Below are 23,289 nucleotides of genomic sequence, written 5' to 3' on the forward strand. Positions count from 1 at the left end.
TAAAAAAATTGCGTGCCTTGCGTTAATACCAGGCGCGATATGTACCAGTAGCGCAATGGCGCAGAGCGCAGGCAGTCTCATAACCAGCGCGGGTGGAGTTTGGCTCGACTTTGCCCCGTCTTCCGCAACATCGTTGCAGAGCAGTTCGGCTTTGGGCACATTCACGTCAACGGGCACGGGTGGTCAGATACATAACACGTTCACCCTGGAGCTCTCGAACACTTATTTTGTGACGGACAATATTGCCGTTGACCTGGCGGCGGGCATACCACCCAAGCTCCAGCTCTTTGCGCAGGGCAACGCCGCACCATTCGGTGCTGGCGGGCCATCGCTCAATCTGGGGAATCTGCGGCCGCTCGCTACCACCCGGTCGTGGTCACCGATTCTGTTTCTGAAGTATTTCTTCTTCGACGCGCAGGCGAAGCTGCGTCCGTTCGTCGGTGTCGGCGTGAACTATACCTGGTTCTCGCATACCAATCTCAATTCAACATTCGGTGGCGCGTTGCAGCAGATTGCAGGGCCGGGCGGACAGGTGACGGCATCGCTCAGTCCGTCATGGAATCCCGCGTTCGTCGCGGGCGCGTCTTACAACATCAGCAAGAACTGGTACGCGACTGCGTCGGTGACCTATCTGTCTCTCAAGACAAATGCGACGGTCAATGCCGTGGCTGCCAACGGTCAGACGGTGTTGTCCAACAAGACGCACATCACGGCGGATCCGGTGATCGTCTTTCTTGGACTTGGATACCGGTTTTAGCTGGCGGACGTTCTAGTTGCGGCTGCCCTGCGCGGTTCTCGGGACGAGCGCGCACAGGTGCGCTTTGCCAGCGGCGGTTTCGTTTCCGGCCGAGCCGGCGTCCGGGATGATTTGAAGGCACGGAAGAGGGCGCTGCGGCGCCTTTTTTTCGTGTGCCGGGCATGCTCAAAAGCCAGGGCATTTCGCTGCGTCGGCCAGTACTTCCTGCGTTTTGAGCGATTCCACGTTGTCATCGATACTGTATGAATGTACAGTATCGTGCGTGGGCGGCCAGTGGGCGCAAGTCCATTGGGCGTGAACAGGCGCGGGGACATGGGGTGTGCCGAACCTCGTCTCGCCCCGCCTCATCGAGTCATGAAAATTTTCAGATGCGTGGCCAAGCCCGCATCGATGCGAGGAGATTCTTCGAAATGTCTGCGTCACCCATTCAGGCGCGCCATGCCTGAGCAACTCTGGCTGCCGGGGCTCGAGGCGCCACCTGTGCCGACAGACGGCCTGTTCTTCGCCGTCGTTCCAGATGCGCGCACGGCGGCGGGCATCTCGAAGCTGGCGCAGCAGCTCTGCTCAGAGACGCGCTCGAAGAGCAAACCTCTCGCGGCCAACCGCTTGCACGTCACGTTGCTGCACCTCGGGAATTTCGCGGGCGGCTTGCCGCCGGTGCGCGTCGATGCAGCCATGAACGCGGCCGCGTCGATCAGCATGGAGCCTTTTAGCGTCGAGTTCGACAGTGCGCTCAGTTTTGCGGTGAAGCCGCGGCCGGGGCCACTGGTGTTGGGTGGAGGCGAGGGCGTCGTTGGACTCCGCGCGCTTCACGATACGCTTGGACTGGCATTGCAGAACGCTGGATTTGAGGATCGTGCGGTCTCGCCGACTACGCCGTACGTCCCGCACGTGACCCTCGCTTACGGCATGCCCTGGATCGCAACTCGTCCTGTCGAAGCCGTCAGTTGGAACGTGCGTGAGTTTGCGCTGGTGCACAGCCTGCTCGGCCGCACCCGGCATGTCGTCCTGGCGCGTTGGTCATTGGCGGCCCGGTGAATGTGCGGGTTCGCGTCGGCCGTAGGGAGGCGGATGCGTTGCGGCGCAGGGGGGGACGTTCATGATGAATCGCGAAGGCGTAGCGCCGGACTAGAACCGCACGCCGGTTGCGCAGCCGCCGGCAAAGCCGCTGCCGCTTCCCCCTGCACCTCCGCAGAAGACGCCGCAGCCTGATAGCGCGACCGACATGGTAATGGCCATCATTGTCGCGCGCAGATATCGTTTGCAAGTGCGCTTTCGAAGCCGCGCCGTCAATGCGCTCAGGCGCGGATCGCCGCGTGCGGCGCAAGCTGGAGGTGCTGTGTCGAAGTGGTGGTCGGTGATTCCGGATCGCATAACGTAAGTGGACTCCATGAATGGGGCAATGGCAGGGCCGAGTGGCCGTTTTGGCGGTGCATGCCGAAAGATATTCGTAAGTTTTTTGCGGGCGCGAAGCAGCGGCGCCGGCAACCCTCCACCCTAGTCCACACCATGCGCCCCTCAAATACGCAGAATCTGAAAACCAGGGGGATTCGTCGGTCAGACAGCCAGAACCGTCGCGCGCTCCCTGATAGAATGCATGGGCCGCAACGTAGTGGACTGCAGATGAAATTGCTTGATGCGTTAGTCGAACAGCGTATTGCCGCCGCAGCCGCGCGCGGTGAGTTCGATGATTTGCCGGGCGCGGGCGCGCCGCTGCCTCTCGAGGACGATGCACTGGTCCCGGAGGAAGTGCGCGTCGCCAACCGGATTTTGAAGAATGCGGGCTTCGTGCCGCCGGCTGTCGAGCAGTTGCGCGCCTTGCGCGACCTGCAGGCGGAGCTCAATGCCGTGAGCGACCGGACCACCCGCTGCCGTCTCCAGGCGCGCATGCTGGCGCTCGATATGGCGCTTGAATCGCTGCGCGGCGGCCCGCTGGTCCTGCCGCGCGAGTACTGCCGCCGTATTGCCGAGCGGCTGTCGGAGCGCGTCGGCAACCTCAATATGGCCGATGCGGGTTCGCAGTGAGCGAGCCGCTTGTCCGCTCCACCTCGGCAGGTCCGGGGTCTGTCGAGTCCGGCGAATCGGCTGAGGCGGTGACACTGACGGCTGGCCAGGCCGGGTTCGTTGATCCCGATGCCCCAGCGCCCGCGGCGAGTGATCCAACGCCAACCGCGGCCGCCACGATGCTGATCGATACCCCAACACCTGACGAATCACCCGCAGCGGAATCACCCACAGCGCCTGTGTCGGAGCGTGATCGTCGCTTTATGGCGCTCGCCCAGGCCGCTGCCGAAGAGGCCCGCGCAGCCGGCGAAGTGCCGGTTGGCGCGGTGCTCGTGCGGGGCGACGAAGTCATCGCCAAAGGATTCAACCATCCGATCGGGGCGCACGACCCGTCGGCACATGCGGAAATGATCGCCTTGCGCGCAGCCGCGCAATCTGTCGAAAACTATCGTCTGCCGGGCTGCGAGCTCTATGTGACGCTGGAACCTTGCCTGATGTGCGCCGGTGCGATCATGCACGCGCGTATCGCACGCGTCGTGTTCGGGGCGCGCGATCCGAAAACCGGAGCGTGCGGCAGTGTCGTCGACGCATTCGCGAATCCGCAGTTGAACCACCACACCACGGTGACTGGCGGCGTGCTCGAAACCGAATGCGGTGCCGCGCTGAAATCGTTCTTTGCCGAGCGGCGGCGCGCTAGCCGGGAAGCACGCGCGGCGGCACGGGGCGAAGCGCACGCCGTTGCAAGCGGCGAAGCACACCCAGACGCGCACGCCGAAACGCACGTCGAAGTGCGCACCACAGCGTGCAGCGAGGCACACGCTGAAGTCCATCTCGGCGCAGGCATCGACGCGCACGCCGAAGCACGCAGCGAACCGGGGCCGGCTGAGCCGCTCTAAAACAACAACGTCCTACAGGTCTTGCCGATGACCGTCCATCGCACCATTGAGTTGATCGCACCGTCCGGGTATCCGCATGATTCCGAGGTGTTGCATCGCGCGTTGCATCGCTTGCATGCGCAGGGGCATCGGGTCGAAGGTGTGGAGGCGACAAGGCGCCGTTACCTGCGCTTTGCCGGCACCGACGGCGAGCGTGCAGCCGATCTGAACCGGCTGGCGGACCCCTCACGTGCGTTGCCCGACATCGTGCTGACCGTGCGTGGCGGCTACGGCGCAATGCGCATTCTGCACGGACTCGACTACGAAGGGCTGCAACGGCGGTTGACCGATCAACCGGTCGCGTTGGTGGGGCATAGCGATTTCACCGCGGTGCAGCTTGCTTTGCTGGCACGCGCCGGCGTGAAAACTTTCGGCGGCCCAATGCTGATGAGCGACTTCGGCGCGGAAGATCTGAGCGAGTTCACCATGCAGCACTTCTGGTCCGCGCTGACCCGGCCAACCCTGACGGTGACGAGCAATGTGCCGCAAGCGCAGACTACCGACGTGACGGGCATGTTGTGGGGCGGCAATTTGGCGGTGGTGACATCGCTGATCGGCACGCCGTACATGCCGCCGGTGCAGGGCGGCATTCTGTTCCTCGAAGACGTCAACGAACAGCCGTTCCGGCTCGAGCGGATGCTTTATCAATTGCACCTCTCGGGCATCCTCGCGCAGCAGCAGGCGCTTGTGCTCGGCGATTTTTCCGGCGGCAACCCGTACGAGTACGACAACGGCTACGATCTGCACGCAATGATCGAGCAGATGCGATCGGTGATCGGGATTCCGGTCATTACCGGTCTGCAATTCGGCCATATTCCCAACATGCTGACGCTGCCGGTCGGCGCTGACGCGCACCTCGTCGCCAACGCGCACGGGTTCAAACTGTCGTTATCGGGCTATCCGACCCTCGCCTGAAACGACGTGGAGTAGGGAAGCGGGTGTTTGCCCGCTTTCTTTTTGGGCTTATAACGCAACTAACGGTCAATTATTCAGGGCAACTCTCAACAGAAAGGCTCCTGGAGGTCTCTCACTTTGTTGACAAAACCCGTCTCCAATAGACGACCATCCCATACATTAATTAAACTGGTATTGAAGCTGAGTAAGGCCTGCGCTGGCTGTCCGCCAAGCCACAGCATGGTCAGGGCATCCAGATTGTCGGAATTAAAAGCAAAAATTGTTGACAATTTTTATGTCCATCCTATGATGACCAACATACCGAGACGCACATCATGTCCGACACAGATTCCGCCGCCGCGAATGGTCCGAAAGCCGAAACGATCGCCGAGCGCATCCGCGCCGCGATCCTCGAGCATCGGCTAGCGCCTGGCGCCAAGCTGACAGAAGCACAGTTATGCGAAGTATTCGGCGTGAAGCGCGGCCCGATCCGGCAGGCGCTCGCGCAGCTGGCCACCGACCACCTCGTCGACCTCGAACCGAATCGTGGTGCGTTTGTTGCCAGCCCGTCGCTGCAGGAAGTGCATGAAGTGTTCGAAATGCGCCGGATCATCGAACTGGCCGTGGTTGAAAAGATTTGCGGCGGTCATGGCCTGCGCCGTTTGAAGAGCATCGGCAGCATGATCGGCCGTGAACGCAAAGCGTTCGAAACACGTGATTTTCCGGCGTGGATTCGCCTGTCGGGCGAGTTCCATACCGAGTTGGCGGGGCTCACCGGCAACGCGGTGCTGTGCGACTGCCTGAACGGACTAGTGGCGCGCTCCACGCTGATTTCGGCACTGTACGAGTCGCTCGGACGCAGCCCTTGCTCGTTCGAGGACCATGAAGCGATTCTCGCCGCGCTCGACGCCGGCGATGCCAAAGAGGCGGCGGCACTGATGTCGCGCCATTTGCAAAGCGTCGAGTTGAAGATGCTGGAGCGCCCCGCACGTGGCGCGGCCGATCTGCATGAAGTGTTTGGCGCCCTTGGCGGCGCGTCGAAGGAAGCAGCTAGACCCAAGTCCGCGCCAGGCTGAGGCAGGCGGCCGGTGCGCGCCCGTTGCTGGTGCGCGCCGCACTGAATTGAACTGAACCGAATCAGGCGTTGCAAGGCGGCTCTGCGCGAGCGCTGCCGGCTTGCGCACGCGTGGCCGTCACGGGATGACAGCCTTGGAGTAGTAACGCATCGCCGGGAATTCGCGGCGACAGGCGGTGCGATAACCACAAGTACATCAAGTACGGAGACATCCGCGGCACGGTTAATCAATCGGCTCGAACCTCCCGTTTTCCGATCGGGGAGAAGAGGGCCGCTGGCATGGCCGATGCAACGTCCTTCGATTCGCTATCGATGGTCCCTATCCCAAGGAGGAATCATGGCTCAGTTCAGTGCAGCGCCCAGTAGTCCCGCAATTCCCACATACGCAGACGATGGCGCGCCCAGCGATCCGTCGATGCCAGCAGGCTACAGCGAGAGGCTGTACAACGAAGATCTGGCGCCGCTGCGTCATCAAACCTGGGGTGCGTACAACATCTTCGCGTTCTGGATGTCGGACGTGCACAGCGTAGGCGGCTATGTGTTCGCGGGCAGTCTGTTCGCGCTTGGGCTGACGAGCTGGCAGGTGCTGATCGCGCTGCTGGTCGGCATTACGATTGTCAACCTGCTCTGCAACCTGATCGCCAAGCCGAGTCAGGCGAACGGCGTGCCTTATCCGGTGGCCTGCCGCGCAACATTCGGCGTGCTTGGTGCGAATATTCCTGCCGTGATTCGCGGCCTGATCGCGGTCGCATGGTATGGAATCCAAACTTATCTGGCTTCGAGTGCGCTGGTAATCGTGGTGCTGAAGTTCGTCCCGCAACTGTTGCCGTATGCGGACATGCATCACCATGGTTTCATGGGTCTCTCCACCTTGGGCTGGGCCGGTTTCATGTTGCTGTGGGTCCTGCAGGCGCTGGTGTTCTGGCACGGCATGGAGACCATCAAGAAGTTCATCGACTTCGCCGGCCCGGCGGTCTATGTGGTGATGTTCATTCTCGCGGGCTACATGGTGTATCGCGCAGGATGGCGAAACATCGGCATCAACCTGGGCGGCGTCAAATATCACGGTATGGAAGTGGTGCCGGTGATGATAACGGCGACCTCGCTGGTGGTGTCGTACTTCTCCGGACCGATGCTGAATTTCGGCGACTTTTCGCGCTACGCTAAAAGTTTTCGCAGCGTGCGGCGCGGCAACTTCTGGGGCTTGCCGGTCAACTTCCTCGCCTTCTCGCTGGTGACGGTGGTTACAACCGCGGCGACGCTGCCGGTGTTTGGCCAACTGATCACCGACCCGGTCGAAACGGTGGGCCGTATCGACTATCCGACTGCGGTGATTCTCGGTGCGTTGACTTTCACGATTGCAACGATCGGCATCAACATCGTCGCTAACTTTGTGTCGCCGGCCTTCGACTTCTCGAATGTCGCGCCGCGTCTGATCAGTTGGCGTGCGGGCGGCATGCTCGCGGCGGTGGCGTCGATTTTCATCACGCCGTGGAACCTGTTCAACAATCCGGCCGTGATTCACTACACGCTTGACGTACTGGGCAGTTTCATTGGACCGTTGTATGGTGTCCTGATCGTTGATTATTTCCTCGTGAAACGTCAAAAGATCGTACTCGATGATCTTTACTCGGTCTCGCCGAGCGGCTCGTACTGGTACAAAAACGGGGTCAACTACCGCGCGGTGGCTGCATTGTTGCCGGCTGCGGTCATCGCCGTGATCTGCGTGATGGTGCCGACGCTCGACGGGCTGGCCAATTTCTCGTGGTTCATCGGGGCTGCATTGGGTGCAGTGTTTTACCGCGTGCTGGCTCGCTGAGTCAGTGCCGCAACAGGAGTCGCTATGCGCATCAAACTGATCAATCCGAATACGACGCAACGCATGACCGAGGCGATGGGCCGCTGCGCACGTGATGTCGCCGCGCCCGGCACCGAAGTGATCGCGGTCAATCCGACAATGGGGCCGCCATCTATCGAAGGCTATTACGACGAAGCGCTCGCGACACCCGGTTTGCTGGCCGAAGTCATCGCCGGCGAACGTGAGGGCTGCGACGGGTACGTGATCGCCTGCTTTGGCGACCCCGGTTTATACGCGGCGCGCGAGTTGGCGCGCGGTCCGGTGATCGGCATCGCCGAGGCTGCGATGCACGCCGCAAGCGTGCTGGCGCCCGGGTTTTCGGTGGTGACCACGCTGGCGCGTACCTGTGGCATGGCGTGGCATCTCGCCGAGCGCTACGGCATGAAGCGCTTTTGCCGCAACGTCCGCGCGACCGACGTCGCCGTACTCGATCTCGACAAGCCCGGCTCGGCGGCGCGCCGCATCATCCTCGACGAATGCCGGCGCGCGCTGGAGGAGGACGGTTCGGACGCGATCGTGCTCGGTTGCGCCGGCATGGCCGAATTGTGCGCGGAGATCGAAGATGCGTTGGGCGCGCCGGTGATCGAGGGCGTGACGGCGGCGGTCAAATGGACCGAGGCGCTGGTCGCGCTGCGGCTGTCGACAGCCAAGCGGGGCGACTATGCGCGGCCGCTGGCCAAGCGTTACGACGGCGCACTGGAAGCCTTCTGTCCGACCGATGCGGACCCAAATCCGCCGCCGCCGCGTGGTTCGGCCGCAAGCGCCACGGAAAGTGCAAATTCGAGTGGTTTACTGCGGGTAAACACCACGGAACGCCCGGAGGGGCCGGCTTCGCACATACATCCAGTCTGACACGCACTATCTGCCCGGGTGTATGGGCGCACCCGGGTGTTTTCGCTACACTGGTCCCACTCGGCGCTGGTACCTGAATGCTGTTTTGCTGATGCTTCTGGTGCCGCTTTTTCAGGGCTGTTTCCGCCTGCGCCGGCCGGCCTGCTTGCAAGGCAAACGCACACACCCGCATGCAGAACGCACGCAATCCCACGTGCATGTCACGTGAGTGCCGCGCGAATTTTACGGTCCGTCTCCACGCTTTCGTCAAACCATGCCACTCGACTCGAACTATCCACGCGATCTGATCGGCTACGGCCGCCACCCGGTGCAGGCGAACTGGCCGGGTCGAGCGCGCGTCGCGGTGCAATTCGTCCTGAACTACGAAGAGGGCGGTGAGAACTGCGTGCTGCACGGCGATCCGGGCTCGGAACAGTTTCTGTCGGAAATCGTCGGCGCGGCGTCGTATCCGTCCCGTCACATGAGCATGGAGTCGATCTACGAATACGGCTCGCGGGCAGGCGTGTGGCGCATCCTGCGCGAATTCGAAAAACGTGGCCTGCCGCTCACGGTGTTCGGCGTCGGCATGGCGATCGAACGGCATCCTGACCTGGGCCGCGCTTTCGTCGAGCTCGGCCATGAGATCGCTTGTCACGGCTATCGCTGGATTCACTATCAGGACGTGTCGCCGGAAAAAGAGGCGGAACACATGCGCCTCGGAATGGAAGCGATCGAGCGCATCACCGGCGAGCGCGCGCTCGGCTGGTACACCGGTCGCGACAGCCCCAACACGCATCGTCTGGTCGCCGAATACGGCGGCTTCCTGTACGACTCGGATTACTACGGCGACGATCTGCCGTTCTGGATGGATGTCGAAGTGACGGGCGGAGCCAAGAGCCCGCAATTGATCGTGCCGTACACGCTCGACACGAACGATATGCGCTTTGCAAGCCCGCAAGGCTTCAACACCGCGGACCATTTCTTCACGTACCTGCGCGACGCATTCGACGTGCTGTACGAAGAAGGCGACGAAGCACCGAAGATGCTGTCGATCGGCATGCACTGCCGTCTGCTCGGCCGTCCGGGGCGCTTCCGCGCGCTGCAACGTTTCCTCGACCATATCGAACAGCACGATCGCGTGTGGGTGACGCGGCGCGTCGATATCGCGCGTCACTGGCGCGAACATCACCCTTACCAACAAAACAACCGCGGGGCAGCGGCATGAAGGCGATGCAATACACTCTGGATCAACTCAACAGCACCTCGACCGACGCGTTCGTCGCAGCGCTGTCGGGCATTTTCGAGCACTCGCCGTGGGTCGCGGAAATTGCCGCGCAGCAACGGCCGTTTGCCAGCATCGACGAACTGCACAGCAAGATGTCGAACATCGTCGAGACTGCGGGCGAAGAGAAGCAACTGGCGTTGATCAACGCCCACCCGGAGCTCGCCGGCAAGGCTGCCGTGCGCGGCGAGCTGACGGCCGAATCCACGCGAGAGCAGAGCGGCGCGGGCCTTGCCCAGTGCACGCAGGAAGAATTCGACAGGCTGCTGGCGTTGAACAGCGCCTATCGCGAGAAGTTCGGCTTTCCGTTCATCCTCGCGGTGCGCGGCTACGACCGCCACGGCATCATCGCGAACTTCGAGGCGCGCGTGAACAATAGCCGCGCCGACGAATTGCGCGCGAGCCTCGATCAGATCTACCGCATCGCACGTTTCCGGCTCGACGACCTGATCGACGCGTAAGGCTTCAACTACGCGTCGCGGACCTCGAACCGAAACGTTTTTTCAGTACCAACAAACATTAAGGAAGACAAAGATGGCACTCCCGATTCTCGACCCCAACGCACCGGAATTCACGCGCCGCTATGTGAACCTGGCGGACCCGCGTCTGGGCGCGCAGGCGCTCGAGGCCAGCGACGATTTCTTCGCACCGAAGGAACGCATGCTGAATCCGGAGCCGGCCGTCTTCATTCCGGGCAAGTACGACGACAACGGCAAGTGGATGGACGGCTGGGAAACGCGCCGCAAGCGCGCCAACGGTTACGACTGGTGCGTCGTGAAGCTCGCGCGTCCGGGCGTGATCAAGGGTCTCGACCTCGACACCAGCCACTTCACGGGCAACTTCCCGCCAGCGGCTTCGGTTGAGGCTGCGCGCGTCGTGGACGGCGTGCCGAACCAGTCGACGCAATGGACCGAAATCGTCCCGTCGACCACGCTGCAAGGCAACAGCCACCACTATCACGAAGTCAGCGACGCGAACGCCTACACGCACCTGCGCGTGAACATTTACCCGGACGGCGGTATTGCGCGTCTGCGTGTGTATGGCCAGCCGCAAGTCGACTGGGCAGGCGCAAGCCGCACCGAGCAGTTCGATCTGGCCGCGATGGAAAACGGCGCGTATCTGGTCGCGGCGAACAACCAGCACTTCGGCGCTGCATCGACGATTCTGATGCCGGGCCGCGGCGTGAACATGGGCGACGGCTGGGAAACGCGTCGCCGCCGTGAACCGGGCAACGACTGGGCGATCGTCGCCCTGGCGCAACCGGGCGTGATCAGGAAGATCGAAGTCGATACGGCTCACTTCAAGGGCAATTATCCGGACCGTTGCTCGATCCAGGCCGCGTATGTGACGGGCGGCACGGACAGCTCGCTGATCACGCAAGCCATGTTCTGGCCGGTGCTGCTGGGTGAACAGAAGCTGGAGATGGACAACCAGCACTATTTCGAAAGCGAAATCGCCGCATTGGGTCCGGTCACGCACGTGCGCTTCAACATCATTCCGGACGGCGGCGTATCGCGTCTGCGTCTGTGGGGCACGCTCGCATCATGAAAACGCTGGCGATCGAACCGTTGACGAAGGAAGCGTTCGCCGCATTCGGCGACGTGGTCGAACTCGAAGGCGCGAAGCAGATTCCGATCAACCTCGGCACCACGATCCGCTATCACGACCTTGCGAAAGTGGACGTGACCGACGAGAACGGCCGCACGCTGGTGAACCTGTTTCGCGGTCAGCCGCGCACGTTGCCGTTCGAAGTGAAGATGCTCGAACGTCATCCGCTGGGCAGCCAGGCCTTCGTGCCGCTGAACGATAAGCCGTATCTGGTGGTCGTGGCCCCGGCTGGCGAGCTGGACCCGAAGCAGATTCGCGCGTTCGTGACGAGCGGCTGGCAAGGTGTGAACTATGCGAAGGGCGTCTGGCACCATCCGCTGATCGCATTGGGCGACGTGACCGATTTTATCGTCGTCGATCGTGGCGGCGACGGGTTGAACCTGAACGAGCAGGATCTGGCCGAGTCGCTCTGGCTGACTGAAGATGCGTTGAGCGCGGTGACCGTTTGAGGTCGCTGCCTTAGCGTAGTGCGTTGAGTAAATTGGTTATAAAAAAGCCCACAGTGCACGCTGTGGGCTTTTTTTCATATGCGGACTATTTCGCACTGCGGGACGCAAGCTCGTACGTCGAGCCTCATGAGTCCGCGTCCGGCATGCGTTGTTCAGCCAGGATATCTTCGAGTGTCCGCCCGTGGCCGTGCGCGACGAACTTGAGGTCGTAGCCAGCCGCTTCGAGCAGGCGCACGAGCACCGACACGCTCATATCGTTTTTGGCCAGCGTTTCCATACGCGCGACGCGCCAATTCCTCTTGAGACAGGTGACTTTCGCGCCGAACGGTCTTCAGCATGTTCGATACGTCAGCGAGATTGGTCATTTGTAGCCCCGGAGCGTCAAATCGGTAGATTTTAGCCATGTTGTAGCCCATGAGACACAATTTGTTCTTATGGTTTTGTGTCTCACGGGCTACAACTTCCCTTGTCATTCTGACAAGCCGTCCGAACCGAATGACCAACAAAAAAACGGGCTTCCCGCTCACGCGAAAAGCCCGCTTCATGCTTTGCGAAGCCGGGCGCAACACCCGGCCAGCGCCTTACTTCACCGCACCGCCTTCGAACCACGCGGCGATCTTCATCCGCTCGTCGTCGGTCATGTGCGTGACGTTGCCCAGCGGCATCGCCTTCAAGGTCACGGCCTGCTGGTAGATCCGCTGCGCGTTCTGCGAGATCTCGTCCGGCGTATCCAGCAACACGCCAGCCGGGGCGCTGCCCATCATCGTCGGATGGGCGGAGTGGCATGCCACGCAGCGCTGTTGCAGCACCGGCGCGATATCGGCCACCTTGACCGTCGGCGCGTTCGCGGCCTGCGCTTGCGGCACGATCGGCTTGGGCATCGTCGAGAAGAGGGCGGCGAACATCAGCACGATACCCACCAGCGGCAAGTACCACAGCACCTGGCCACGGTGACGCATCACGAAGAACTGGCGAATCAGCGCGCCGGCCAGCATGATCATCAGGAGCACGACCCAGCTGTACCGATTCGTATACGTCATCGCATAGTGGTTCGACAGCATCGCGAACACCACCGGCAGCGTGAAATACGTGTTGTGCACCGAACGTTGCTTGCCGCGCTTGCCGTAGATCGGGTTCGGCGTTTCGCCCTTGAGCATCGCGGCAACCATCTTGCGCTGACCCGGGATGATCACGAAGAACACGTTCGCCGACATGATCGTTGCCAGCATCGCGCCCATGATCAGGTAAGCCGCACGGCCCGCGAAGATATGGCACGCGAGGTACGCCGCGATCACCACATAAATGCCGACGCAGATGCCGAGCACCTTGTCTTTATTGCCGAGCAAACGGCACAGCGAGTCGTACACGATCCAGCCTGCGGCGAGGAAGCCGAGTGCCGAAGCAACCGCGACCACCGGGCCCATGTCGAGCACGTTCTTGTCGATCAGGTACGTGGACGGCGAGAGCAGATACAGCACCGTGAAGAGGCTCGCGCCCGACAGCCACGTGGTGTACGACGGCCACTTGGACCAGTGCAGGTCGTCCGGCATTTCCGGCGGCGCGACGGTGTACTTCTGCATGTTGTAGAAGCCGCCGCCGTGCACGTGCCACAACTCGCCGAACACGCCGCGCTTGCGCTGGTTCGGGTCCGTAGGCGGTTTCAGGCTGTTGTCGAGCGCGACGAAATAGAACGATTCGCCGATCCAGGCGATGGCGACGATGACGTGGAACCAGCGCAAAGCCAGGTTCAGCCAGTCAGTGATAAAGCCTTCCATGAAACTCCTCCACTTCTGATTCGTTGTACGCGCAACGACGCTTGTGCCTTGATTACGCCTTCGGTGACCCGGCTGACGGGTCGTCGGCATGCACGGTGTCGCTGCGCAGACTGCGGGGTGAGAGACGCGGTGCGCTCAGTTCGCACAGCGCCGTTTTTTATTGGAACTTCGGGTCGAGTCGCTCGCGTTCGATTGCGCTTCGCGGGTGTCTCCAAAGATCCGCACAGTGCAATCGGGCGCGCTCGCAAATACAGCGCGACTTCAACCTCGTCTTCCTCCAACGCCTATCGATACGCTCCGTTCGGCTTAGCTGCCCCGATAGGTGCTGTACGACCACGGCGATACCAGGAGCGGCACGTGATAGTGCGCACCGGCATCGGCCACGCCGAAGCGCAACACGACGCGATCGACAAAACGCGGCTCCGGCACTTTCGTGCCGATCGATGCAAAGTAGTCGCCGGCGCCGAACACGAGTTCGTATTCGCCAGGGACCAATGCGTCGCCTTCGAGCAGCGGCTGGTCGCAGCGGCCGTCGTCATTGGTGGTGGTGGTTTTGAGCGCGCGGCGGGTGTTGCCGGAGAGCGCGAAGAGTTCGACCTTGATGCCCGCGCCGGGACGGCCGTTCGCGGTGTCGAGCACGTGGGTAGTGAGCTTTCCCATTCGCAATTTTCCTTATGTGAATGCGAGGTTTCGGCGGCGGCCCGATCCAGAATACGTTGCGGCGGATCGAGGCTCCACGTCAGTGGCTACATACCCGTCGGCGAATTGAAGCGAGCGCCGTGGCAGCCATTGTAAAAAGGATGTTCACGTCAGCGCGCGCGAGATAGGAAAGATAATACCTGGCGCATGACAGACAGCCTGTTGAAAGCCACTTTGAGTCGATTCATTCGACTATTGCCGTGCATTTCATTCACTGGCGGATCGTACCGGCGCCAAAAAAGGCCCACTATATCGACAGCGTGAGGTTGGGTATCGCACTGGCGCGAGTTGTCAGCATTATTTTGACCGTTGAAGGTTACACCCGTGCGCCGCAGCAAACACAAGTGAAGCGCGGCACACCCCGAAGACGGCGGAAATACGCTGGGTAACCGGGCCAACGGCGTTCAACGGGACGCGGCGGCACGGTTGGCGTGCCGTCCCATCGCGTTCGAACGGCTTTGCACGAAAGCAATGAAGCGGAGAAACGAATGACGATGGAGCAGGCGGCTATCAAGACAAACAAGCCTAAGAAAACGATGCTGGTGAAGCACGCGAATGTGCTGGTCACGATGGACGGCGCCCGGCGCGAACTGCGCGACGGCGGCATGTATATCGAGGACAACCGCATTGTCGCGGTCGGACCGACGGCGGAATTGCCGCAAACCGCCGACGAAGTGCTGGACATGCGCGGCCACCTGGTGATTCCAGGGCTGGTTAACACGCATCACCATATGTATCAGAGCCTGACGCGCGCGATTCCGGCCGCGCAGAACGCCGAGCTATTCGGCTGGCTGACCAACCTCTACAAGGTGTGGGCGAACCTCACACCGGAGATGATCGAAGTCTCGACCTTGACGGCGATGGCCGAGCTGTTGCTGTCCGGTTGCACGACCTCGAGCGACCATTTGTACATCTACCCGAACGGCAGCCGCCTCGACGACAGCATCGTCGCGGCAGAGCGGATCGGCATGCGTTTTCATGCAGCGCGTGGCAGCATGAGCGTGGGGCAGAAGGACGGCGGCTTGCCGCCGGATTCGGTGGTCGAGCGTGAAGCGGACATCCTGAAGGACACGCAGCGGCTGATCGAGACGTACAACGACGAAGGACGCTACGCGATGCTGCGTGTCGTGGTCGCGCCGTGCTCGCCGTTCTCGGTGAGTCGCGATCTGATGCGCGAATCGGCGGTGATGGCGCGGCACTATGGTGTGTCGCTGCACACGCACCTGGCGGAGAACGTCAACGACATCGCGTACAGCCGCGAGAAGTTCGGCATGACGCCGGCCGAATATGCGGAAGACCTCGGCTGGGTCGGTCACGATGTGTGGCACGCGCACTGTGTGCAACTCGACGACGCGGGCATCGAGCTGTTCGCCCGCACCGGCACCGGCGTTGCGCACTGCCCGTGTTCGAATATGCGATTGGCGTCGGGGATTGCGCCGGTCAAGCGGATGCGCCTCGCCGGGGTGCCGGTGGGCCTGGGCGTCGACGGTTCGGCGTCGAACGACGGCGCGCAAATGGTCGCCGAAGTGCGCCAGGCGCTGTTGCTGCAGCGGGTCGGTTTCGGGCCGGATGCGATGACCGCGCGTGAAGCGTTGGAGATCGCGACGTTAGGCGGCGCGAAGGTGCTGAATCGCGACGACATCGGCGCACTGGCGCCGGGCATGGCGGCGGATTTCGTGTCCTTCGATCTGCGTCAGCCGCTGTTTGCGGGCGCGTTGCACGATCCGGTCGCGGCACTGGTGTTCTGCGCGCCGTCGCAGGTAAGCCATAGCGTGATCGGCGGCAAGGTGGTGGTGAAAAATGGTCAATTGACGACGCTGGAACTCGGACCGGTCATCGAGCAGCACAACCGGTTGGCAAAGACGCTTTACGAAGCGGCAGCCTGATGATGGCGTAAGGGCGAAGTAGAAGAAGCAGCTCTATCGGCATCCACAAAGACTGGATGCCGATAGAGCACATAGCAAAGATTAAGGCTTGTCGATCAACGTCTTGGTCGCCTCGGCAACCAGACTGCGCAGCCAGCGCACTTCGTCGGAGTAATGCACGCGCTCGTGCCACAACTGGTAGTACTGCATCGGCGGGAAATCGAGCGGCGCGGGCACCACGGTCAGCGGCAGAAACTTGGCGTAGTAGTCGGCAAACAGGCGCGTCGTCGTGAAGATCAGATCGGACTTGATCAGCACGTAAGGCGCCAGATTGAAGTACGGCAACGTGACGACCACGTGACGCTTTAACCGTTCGCGCGCGAGATGCACGTCGATCGCGCCGCGTTGGCCCACCGAGTAAGGAGTAGGCGCAAGATGCGGGGCGTTCAGGTACTGGTCGAGCGTCAACCCGCCACGTTTGGCGAACGGATGCGCGTTGCTCATCAGGCAGACGATCTGATCGACGAACAGGTTCGACAGGTGCAATTGCTCCGGCGGTTCCGGCCAGTTGCCGACCACGATGTCGAGCTTGCCGTCCTCGAGCGCGAGTTCGTAGTCGAACGCCGGCCCGAGCGAGTGAAACTCGAGCGTCGCGTTCGGCGCGGCCTGACGAAAGCGTTCCACCACCGTCGGCACGAACAGCACGTTCAGGTAGTCCGGGCAGCCGATCCGGTAGCAACGAATGGACGTGGCGGGATCGAAGTTGTGCTGCTGGAACTTGATGCGTTCGATCTCGCGCAGCGCGTTTTGCACCGGTTCGAGCAGGCGCAGGCCGTACTCGGTCGGCACCATGCCGGATTTGCCGCGCACCAGCAGCGGGTCGCCGGTGATGTCGCGCAAACGGCGCAAGGCCGCGCTGATGGCGGGTTGCGATTGATTCAGTTTGACGGCCGCGCGCGTGACGCTGCGTTCCATCAACAGGGTGTGCAAGACGCGTAATAGATACGTATCGATCGCCTCGCGTTGCTGACTCATGACTTCTCCGAAATATATGTTCTGGCTGATCGAACGGGCGTGGGTATATATGGCTTTTAATATGAACACAAAACCACGTCAAGAGTGGGATACCCGCAGAGCACGCTGCGACGGGGGTTTGCGGGGAATTTTGACGGCTCGACTGAGCCGGTCGATTTAGGTATTGTCATCCGGTTGTGGTGACGGATCGTCTGCTGACAGGGCGGGCGGACGCGCTGCGACCGGCAGTCTCTGACGTACTACGGAATCACATGAGCGACTCTTCTTATAGCGACGGCGCCGCCGCGCAGCCGGCAAACAGGCCGGAACAGGCGGCGCCCCGGTTGATGCTTCAGGGCATCACCAAACAGTACCCGGCCGTACGCGCCAACGACGACGTCACGTTGATCGTCGCGCCGGGTGAAATCCATGCCGTGCTCGGCGAAAACGGCGCCGGCAAAAGCACGCTGATGAAAATCATCTACGGCGCGGTGCGGCCCGACGCCGGCGAGATCCAATGGGAAGGCCAGCCGGTCGAGATCGCGAGCCCGGCGGCGGCGCGCAAGCTCGGCATCGGCATGGTGTTCCAGCATTTTTCGCTGTTCGAGACGCTCACGGTCGGCGAAAACATCGCGCTCGCGCTCGACGAACCCTTCGATCTGAAGACACTCTCGAAACGCATCCGCGAAGTCTCCGCCGACTACGGCCTCGACATCGACCCGCAACGTCACGTGCATAGCCTGACCGTGGGCGAGCGTCAGCGCGTCGAGATCGTGCGCTGCCTGCTGCAGAATCCGCGTCTCCTGATCATGGACGAACCGACTTCGGTGCTCACGCCGCAAGCGGTCCGCAAGCTCTTCGAAACGCTCCGGCGTCTCGCGGCGGAAGGTTGCAGCATCCTCTACATCAGCCACAAGCTCGACGAAATCCAGGAACTGTGCGACACCGCCACGGTGATGCGCGGCGGCCGCGTGACCGGTCACGTGAAGCCGAAAGAAGAAACGCATGCGTCGCTTGCGCAGTTGATGGTCGGCCATTCGCTGCCGGATTACACGCGCCGTGAACACACGCCGGGTGCGGTGCTGCTCGACGTGAAGCAGTTGTCGGTGGAAAGTGACGATCCGTTCGGCACGTCGCTCAACAACGTGTCGTTCGGCGTGCATGCGGGCGAGATCTTCGGCATTGCGGGTGTGTCGGGCAACGGCCAGGCCGAATTGCTGTCGGCGCTTTCGGGTGAAAAGCGCGGCACGCGTGCCGATGCGGTCACGATCTGCGGCAAGGCGGCAGGGCGCCTCGGCGCAGGCGGCCGGCGCGCGCTCGGTTTTGGTTTCGTGCCGGAAGAGCGCCTCGGCCGCGGCGCAGTGCCGGCGATGACCTTGTCGGAAAACGCGCTGCTCACCGCGCATCGTCAGCAGATGGTGAATTCCGGCTGGATCAAGGCGGGCGCTATGCGTGCCTTCGCCAAGCGTTGCATCGAAGCCTTCGACGTGCGTTGTGGAGGCTCGGAAGCGTTGGCGCAAAGCCTCTCCGGCGGCAATCTGCAGAAATACATCATGGGCCGCGAGATTCTGCAGGCGCCCAAGGTGCTGGTGGTCGCGCAGCCGACCTGGGGCGTCGACGTCGGCGCGTCAGCGTTTATTCGTCAGCAGTTGCTCGACCTGTCCGCCCGCGGCGTGGCGATTCTGGTGATCTCCGAAGAACTGGAGGAGTTGTTCGACATCTGCGATCGCATCGCGGTGCTGGCCGGCGGCAGACTCTCGCCGGTGCGTGCCACGGGGGCGACCAATGCCGAAGAAATCGGCCGCTGGATGGCGGGCCTGTTCGGCGACCGCGAGGGCGCGGCGCCGTCGGCGGAACAGCCGGCGCATGCCTGAACAGATCGATGCGCGATCGGCTAGCTGATCGACGCTAAAGGCCCATAAGCACCAGAACCAGATATAAGCACTCACATAAGCACACGCTCCCATGATTCTTCCGTATCGACTCGAAGCACGCACGACGCCCTCGCGCACGATGCAGATCGCCGTGCCGCTGATCGCCGCGTTGCTCACGCTTGTGATCGGCTTCCTGATCTTCAGCCTGGTCGGCCGTGATCCGCTCGAAGCCATGCACGCGTTTTTCATCGAACCGCTTTCCAGCGTGAACGGCTGGTCCGAACTGCTGCTGAAGGCTTCGCCCTTGTGCCTGATCGGCCTCGGCCTCGCGATCGGTTATCGCGCCAACGTCTGGAACATCGGTGCTGAAGGGCAGATGCTGCTTGGTGGCATCGCCGCCAGCGGTGTCGCGATCTATTTCGATCAGGCCACCGGCTGGTGGATTCTGCCGACCATGATGATCGCCGGCGTGCTCGGCGGCATGGCGTGGGCCGCGATTCCCGCGCTCCTGAAAAGCCGCTTCAACACCAACGAGATTCTCGTCAGCCTGATGCTCACGTATGTGGCCACGCAGTTGCTGATCTATCTGGTGAGCGGCCCGTGGCGCGATCCGCAGGGCATGAACTTCCCGCTCTCGGAGATGTTCAGCGGCGACGCGTTGTACCCGACATTTTCCGGCGATTGGCACTGGAAATGGCTGCGCGGCACGCGGCTGAACGCGTCCGTGTTCATCACGCTGATCGCGATTCCGTGCGTGTGGCTCTTCATGCGCAAGAGCTTCGCGGGCTACCGGATGAACGTCGGCGGTCTCGCACCGCTTGCCGCGCGCTACGCCGGGTTCTCGGACAAGAAAACCATCTGGACGTCGTTGCTGATCAGCGGCGGTCTGGCAGGTCTCGCCGGGATGGGCGAGATCGCTGGTCCGATCGGCCAGTTGCAGGCGACATGGTCGCCGGGCTACGGCTTCACCGCGATCATCGTCGTGTTCGTGGGACGGCTGCATCCGGTCGGTATCGTGCTCGCGAGCTTGCTGATGGCGCTGCTGTACCTCGGCGGCGAAGCGGTGCAGACCTCGATGCAATTGCCGCAGGCGCTCTCCGGCGTGTTCCAGGGGCTGCTGCTGTTCTGCCTGCTGGGTGCCGACCTGTTCGTGAACTACCGCGTGCGCCGGCGCTCCGCCGCCGCGCAAGCCCACTGATTTTCCCGGCGGATCTCCATGGATATTCAACAAGCCAGCGCGCTTACCTCGAGCGCCGTCACCGCCGCGATCCCGCTGATGTTCGCGGGCGCGGGCGAACTCGTCACCGAGAAGTCGGGCGTTCTCAACCTCGGCGTTGAAGGCATGATGCTGATGGGCGCGGTGACCGGCTACGCGGTCACCGCCATTACGGGCAACCCGTGGCTCGGTGTGGTCGCCGCGATCGTCGCGGGTCTCGCGATGTCACTGCTGTTCGCGTTCCTCACGCTGACCATGCTTGCTAACCAGGTCGCCACCGGCCTGTCGCTGACGATCTTCGGCATTGGCCTGTCAGCCTATGTCGGCAAGCCGTACACGTCGGCCGCGGTGCGCGCCACGATCGACACGTGGACCATTCCGGGTTTCTCGAAGATTCCGGTGCTCGGACCCGCGCTTTTCAGCCTCACGCCGCTCGATTACCTCGCGTTCCTGATGTTCGCGGTGATCTGGTGGTTCCTGTATCGCACGCGTGCGGGCCTCGTGCTGCGTTCGGTCGGCGAATCGCCGCAAGTGGCGCACTCGGTCGGCTTTCCGGTGGTCGGCGTGCGTTACGGCGCGGTGGCCTTCGGCGGCGGCATGGCGGGTCTCGCTGGCGGCTATTACTCGATCGTCAACCTGCACTTGTGGCAGGAGCAGCTTACGTCGGGCCGCGGCTGGATCGCGCTCGCGCTGGTGGTGTTCGCGACATGGCGCCCGGGGCGTCTGCTGATCGGCGCGTTGCTGTTCGGGGCCGTGACGGGTCTGCAGTTTTACGCTCAGGCCATCGGCGTGCCGGTGCCGACGCAATTTCTGGCGATGCTGCCGTACGTCGCGACCGTCGTCGTGCTCGTGCTGATTTCGCGCAACCCGAACACGATTCGTCTGAATGCACCGGCGTCGCTTGGCAAGCCGTTTTTCTCGGCGGGATGACACGCTTGTCGCTTCATATGACCGATCACACGTTTCAAATCAATCGACAAACACGACAGGAGAAAACATGAAGAGAAGAAATCTGCTGACCGCCTTCGCATGGGGTGCGGCCTCCCTGGCGCTTGCCGCGCCGCTCGTGCAAACCGCTCAAGCGGCCGACGCACCGGGCGTCGCGTTCGTCTACCTCGGCAATCCGGGCGACGCCGGCTGGACTTTCGCGCACGATCAGGGCTCGAAGGAAGCCGAAGCGAAGTTCGGCAACAAGATCAAGATCACCCGCATCGAGAACGTGCCGGAATCGGCCGACTCGGAACGTGTGTTCCGCGATCTGGCGAACAAGGGCAACAAGATCATCATCGGTTCGAGCTTCGGCTACCAGGACTTCGAACTGAAGGTCGCAAAGGACTTCCCGGACACGGTGTTCCTGCACGCAACCGGCTACAAGAAAGCGCCGAATTTCGGCACCTATGACGTGCGCATGTACCAGGGCGCCTACCTGGCAGGCGTCGCTGCGGGCTATGTGACGAAGACCAACACGCTCGGCTTTGTCGCATCGGTGCCGATTCCTGAAGTGATCCGCAACATCAACGCGTACACGCTCGGCGCGCGTTCGGTGAATCCGAAGATCCACACCAAGGTCATCTGGATCAATAGCTGGTTCGATCCGGGCAAGGAAAAGCAGGCCGCTGAAACGCTGATCGGGCAGCGTGCCGATGTGCTGCTGCAGAACACGGATTCGAGCGCGACGCTCGCGACCGCCTCGGAAAAGCACGTGCATGCGTTCGGTTGGGATTCGGACATGAAGAAGTTCGGTCCTGAGGCGCACCTCGGTTCGGTGGTCGCGCACTGGGGCGTGTATTACAACGCGGCTATTCAGCAGGTGCTGGACGGCAAGTGGAAGAACGATCCGGTGTGGTGGGGCATTCCGCAGAAGGCTGTCAATCTTGAAGACCTGAACACGTCGGCGATTCCGGCTGATGCGCAGAAGCAGGTGGCGGCGAAGCGCGATGAACTGGCCGGCGGCAAGTGGGACGTGTTCACGGGCCCGATCAAGGATCAGTCCGGCGCGGTGAAGGTGCCGGCAGGCAAGACGCTGACCGATCCGGAACTGCAACGCCTGAACTGGTATGTGGAAGGCGTGGACGGTTCGCTGCCGAAGTAATCCGGCTCGCGCGGTCGTCGGGAGCGAATCGCGTGACTATTGACCGGGTCAGGAATGATCGGGTCGCGATTGACCGGGTCGCGATCGACGGGGTCGCCATCGACCAGGCGGCGGTCTCAGCAACCGCTGCTTTAAGACGCTGCGTCCAGTACGGACGCAGCTTTTTTTTGCTTCGGATTATGTGTCGGAGATGTTTCAGGCGAAGCGCTAGTCGATGCGCAGACCGACCTTGATAGTCACCTGCCAGTAGGCGACCTTGTCGTTTTCGATCTGGCCCCGCGTTTCCGTTACCTCGAACCAGTGCAAATTGCGCAGCGTCTTCGACGCTTTTGTAATTGCGGTACTGATTGCGTCGTCGATCGATTTGGTCGATGAGCCGGTCAGTTCGATTTGTTTGTAAACATGTTCTGACATGAACTTCCTCCTTTGACCTTCGTTGGTGTGCAAAAAAAGTATAGGCAATGGATCGCCGTTGACGTCCCCCATGTCCCGCGCGTGAGCGGGTCATTCCGCACATCGCGTGCCCGATATGCCGCGGCGGGGAGGGGCCGTTATGATGTCCGCGCAACTCAATCTGAAACCTGACGAGGCTTGAAAGTGGAAATTGGTTTTTGCGGTCCCGGTCTGATGGGCGCGCCGATGATCCGGCATCTGCTGCGCGCGGGGCATACCGTGCATGTCTGGAATCGCACGCGGGCCAAGGCGGAAGCGTTGCTGGCGGACGGGGCCAAGGTGGTCGATACACCGCGCGAACTGGCCTCGCGGTGCGAGGCGGTGCTGCTGTGCGTCGCGGATGCGGCGGCGGTTGAAGAAACGGTGTTCGGCGCCGAGGGACTGCTGAGCGTGGATGCCGCCGCGCCGAGACGCGTGCGTTGGATCGTCGATCACTCAAGCATTCCGCCGGCCGCCACGCGCGCGTTCGCGCAGCGCGCGGCGGCGGTGGCTGCAGTTGCGGCGGAAGGTCCAATTGCTGCTACGGGCGAGGGTGAGCGAGAGCGAGAATCTGCAGGCACAGGCACAGGCACAGGCACAGGCACAGGCACAGGCACAGGCACAGGCAC

At 62.1% G+C, this 23,289-nt stretch carries 22 protein-coding genes and 1 pseudogene; 18 read left to right on the forward strand and 5 right to left on the reverse strand.

The annotated features are described in order from the left end of the window. Window positions 1-55 precede the first annotated feature (55 nt). The 12 genes from M0D64_RS11655 (at window position 56) to M0D64_RS11710 (ending at window position 11,693) form a co-directional block, all read left to right on the forward strand. The gene (locus tag M0D64_RS11655) at window positions 56-757 is read left to right on the forward strand and encodes an OmpW family protein (RefSeq protein WP_266257799.1); all 702 of its coding nucleotides are present in this window, start codon (window positions 56-58) and stop codon (window positions 755-757) included. 438 nt (window positions 758-1,195) lie between these two features. Continuing rightward, on the forward strand, window positions 1,196-1,795 hold the full coding sequence (locus M0D64_RS11660; RefSeq protein ID WP_266257800.1) for a 2'-5' RNA ligase family protein: 600 nt from the start codon (window positions 1,196-1,198) through the stop codon (window positions 1,793-1,795). A gap of 585 nt (window positions 1,796-2,380) precedes the next feature. Further along, the gene (locus M0D64_RS11665; RefSeq protein ID WP_266257819.1) at window positions 2,381-2,782 is read left to right on the forward strand and encodes a DnaJ family domain-containing protein; all 402 of its coding nucleotides are present in this window, start codon (window positions 2,381-2,383) and stop codon (window positions 2,780-2,782) included. Between the two features lie 158 nt (window positions 2,783-2,940). Then, window positions 2,941-3,657 (forward strand): tRNA adenosine(34) deaminase TadA, encoded by a 717-nt coding sequence (gene tadA / locus M0D64_RS11670; RefSeq protein WP_266257820.1) that lies wholly within the window; start codon window positions 2,941-2,943, stop codon window positions 3,655-3,657. A 27-nt stretch (window positions 3,658-3,684) separates the two neighbouring features. After that, window positions 3,685-4,611 carry a muramoyltetrapeptide carboxypeptidase gene (gene ldcA / locus M0D64_RS11675; protein WP_266257801.1) on the forward strand — a complete coding sequence of 309 codons (927 nt, stop codon included), beginning with the start codon at window positions 3,685-3,687 and terminating at the stop codon, window positions 4,609-4,611. A 314-nt stretch (window positions 4,612-4,925) separates the two neighbouring features. Beyond that, on the forward strand, window positions 4,926-5,666 hold the full coding sequence (locus M0D64_RS11680) for a GntR family transcriptional regulator (RefSeq protein WP_054035315.1): 741 nt from the start codon (window positions 4,926-4,928) through the stop codon (window positions 5,664-5,666). Between the two features lie 336 nt (window positions 5,667-6,002). Next, on the forward strand, window positions 6,003-7,484 hold the full coding sequence (locus M0D64_RS11685; RefSeq protein WP_266257802.1) for an NCS1 family nucleobase:cation symporter-1: 1,482 nt from the start codon (window positions 6,003-6,005) through the stop codon (window positions 7,482-7,484). Between the two features lie 24 nt (window positions 7,485-7,508). Beyond that, entirely contained in the window at window positions 7,509-8,375 is an 867-nt protein-coding gene (locus tag M0D64_RS11690; RefSeq protein WP_266257803.1) for an aspartate/glutamate racemase family protein, read from the forward strand. A gap of 253 nt (window positions 8,376-8,628) precedes the next feature. Next, window positions 8,629-9,579 carry an allantoinase PuuE gene (gene puuE / locus M0D64_RS11695; protein ID WP_154566195.1) on the forward strand — a complete coding sequence of 317 codons (951 nt, stop codon included), beginning with the start codon at window positions 8,629-8,631 and terminating at the stop codon, window positions 9,577-9,579. Further along, window positions 9,576-10,097 carry a 2-oxo-4-hydroxy-4-carboxy-5-ureidoimidazoline decarboxylase gene (gene uraD, locus M0D64_RS11700; protein WP_106351861.1) on the forward strand — a complete coding sequence of 174 codons (522 nt, stop codon included), beginning with the start codon at window positions 9,576-9,578 and terminating at the stop codon, window positions 10,095-10,097. The genes puuE and uraD overlap by 4 nt, the downstream gene beginning before the upstream one ends. Before the next feature lie 73 nt (window positions 10,098-10,170). Next, a complete protein-coding gene (gene alc / locus M0D64_RS11705) occupies window positions 10,171-11,184 on the forward strand; it encodes an allantoicase (RefSeq protein ID WP_266257804.1) in 1,014 nt (337 codons plus the stop codon). Further along, window positions 11,181-11,693, forward strand: a complete 513-nt coding sequence (locus tag M0D64_RS11710; RefSeq protein ID WP_266257805.1) for an ureidoglycolate lyase — start codon at window positions 11,181-11,183, stop codon at window positions 11,691-11,693. The genes alc and M0D64_RS11710 overlap by 4 nt, the downstream gene beginning before the upstream one ends. Before the next feature lie 124 nt (window positions 11,694-11,817). On the opposite strand, the pseudogene M0D64_RS11715 reads toward M0D64_RS11710, so the two are convergent. The 3 genes and pseudogenes from M0D64_RS11715 to uraH all read right to left on the reverse strand — a co-directional run bounded on the left by M0D64_RS11715 (window position 11,818) and on the right by uraH (window position 14,128). Beyond that, a pseudogene (locus M0D64_RS11715) lies at window positions 11,818-12,058 on the reverse strand (transcriptional regulator). A 216-nt stretch (window positions 12,059-12,274) separates the two neighbouring features. Next, window positions 12,275-13,468, reverse strand: a complete 1,194-nt coding sequence (locus M0D64_RS11720) for a urate hydroxylase PuuD (protein ID WP_154566197.1) — start codon at window positions 13,466-13,468, stop codon at window positions 12,275-12,277. A gap of 306 nt (window positions 13,469-13,774) precedes the next feature. After that, window positions 13,775-14,128 carry a hydroxyisourate hydrolase gene (gene uraH, locus M0D64_RS11725; protein WP_266257806.1) on the reverse strand — a complete coding sequence of 118 codons (354 nt, stop codon included), beginning with the start codon at window positions 14,126-14,128 and terminating at the stop codon, window positions 13,775-13,777. Window positions 14,129-14,655: 527 nt separating this feature from the next. Between uraH and M0D64_RS11730 the strand changes: the two genes are divergently transcribed. After that, entirely contained in the window at window positions 14,656-16,053 is a 1,398-nt protein-coding gene (locus M0D64_RS11730) for an 8-oxoguanine deaminase (protein ID WP_266257807.1), read from the forward strand. A gap of 81 nt (window positions 16,054-16,134) precedes the next feature. Here M0D64_RS11730 and M0D64_RS11735 read toward each other — a convergent pair whose 3' ends face one another. Then, a complete protein-coding gene (locus tag M0D64_RS11735) occupies window positions 16,135-17,067 on the reverse strand; it encodes a LysR substrate-binding domain-containing protein (protein ID WP_012433318.1) in 933 nt (310 codons plus the stop codon). Window positions 17,068-17,318: 251 nt separating this feature from the next. Between M0D64_RS11735 and M0D64_RS11740 the strand changes: the two genes are divergently transcribed. The 4 genes from M0D64_RS11740 to M0D64_RS11755 all read left to right on the forward strand — a co-directional run bounded on the left by M0D64_RS11740 (window position 17,319) and on the right by M0D64_RS11755 (window position 22,228). Then, the gene (locus M0D64_RS11740; protein ID WP_266257808.1) at window positions 17,319-18,920 is read left to right on the forward strand and encodes an ABC transporter ATP-binding protein; all 1,602 of its coding nucleotides are present in this window, start codon (window positions 17,319-17,321) and stop codon (window positions 18,918-18,920) included. A 91-nt stretch (window positions 18,921-19,011) separates the two neighbouring features. Continuing rightward, complete coding sequence (locus tag M0D64_RS11745) at window positions 19,012-20,118, forward strand: ABC transporter permease (RefSeq protein WP_154566200.1); 1,107 nt, start codon at window positions 19,012-19,014, stop codon at window positions 20,116-20,118. An 18-nt stretch (window positions 20,119-20,136) separates the two neighbouring features. Beyond that, window positions 20,137-21,066: an ABC transporter permease gene (locus tag M0D64_RS11750; RefSeq protein ID WP_154566201.1), complete on the forward strand. Its 930-nt coding sequence runs from the start codon at window positions 20,137-20,139 to the stop codon at window positions 21,064-21,066. A 67-nt stretch (window positions 21,067-21,133) separates the two neighbouring features. Further along, on the forward strand, window positions 21,134-22,228 hold the full coding sequence (locus tag M0D64_RS11755; protein ID WP_266257809.1) for a BMP family ABC transporter substrate-binding protein: 1,095 nt from the start codon (window positions 21,134-21,136) through the stop codon (window positions 22,226-22,228). A 207-nt stretch (window positions 22,229-22,435) separates the two neighbouring features. Here M0D64_RS11755 and M0D64_RS11760 read toward each other — a convergent pair whose 3' ends face one another. Then, on the reverse strand, window positions 22,436-22,642 hold the full coding sequence (locus M0D64_RS11760; protein ID WP_074283352.1) for a dodecin: 207 nt from the start codon (window positions 22,640-22,642) through the stop codon (window positions 22,436-22,438). Between the two features lie 183 nt (window positions 22,643-22,825). On the opposite strand from M0D64_RS11760, the gene M0D64_RS11765 reads away from it, so the two are divergent. Continuing rightward, a partial coding sequence (locus M0D64_RS11765) for an NAD(P)-dependent oxidoreductase (protein WP_266257810.1) occupies window positions 22,826-23,289 on the forward strand: 464 nt, incomplete at its 3' end.

The organism is Paraburkholderia sp. WS6, from assembly GCF_030464835.1.
In the GTDB taxonomy this organism is placed as follows: Bacteria; Pseudomonadota; Gammaproteobacteria; order Burkholderiales; family Burkholderiaceae; genus Paraburkholderia; species Paraburkholderia madseniana.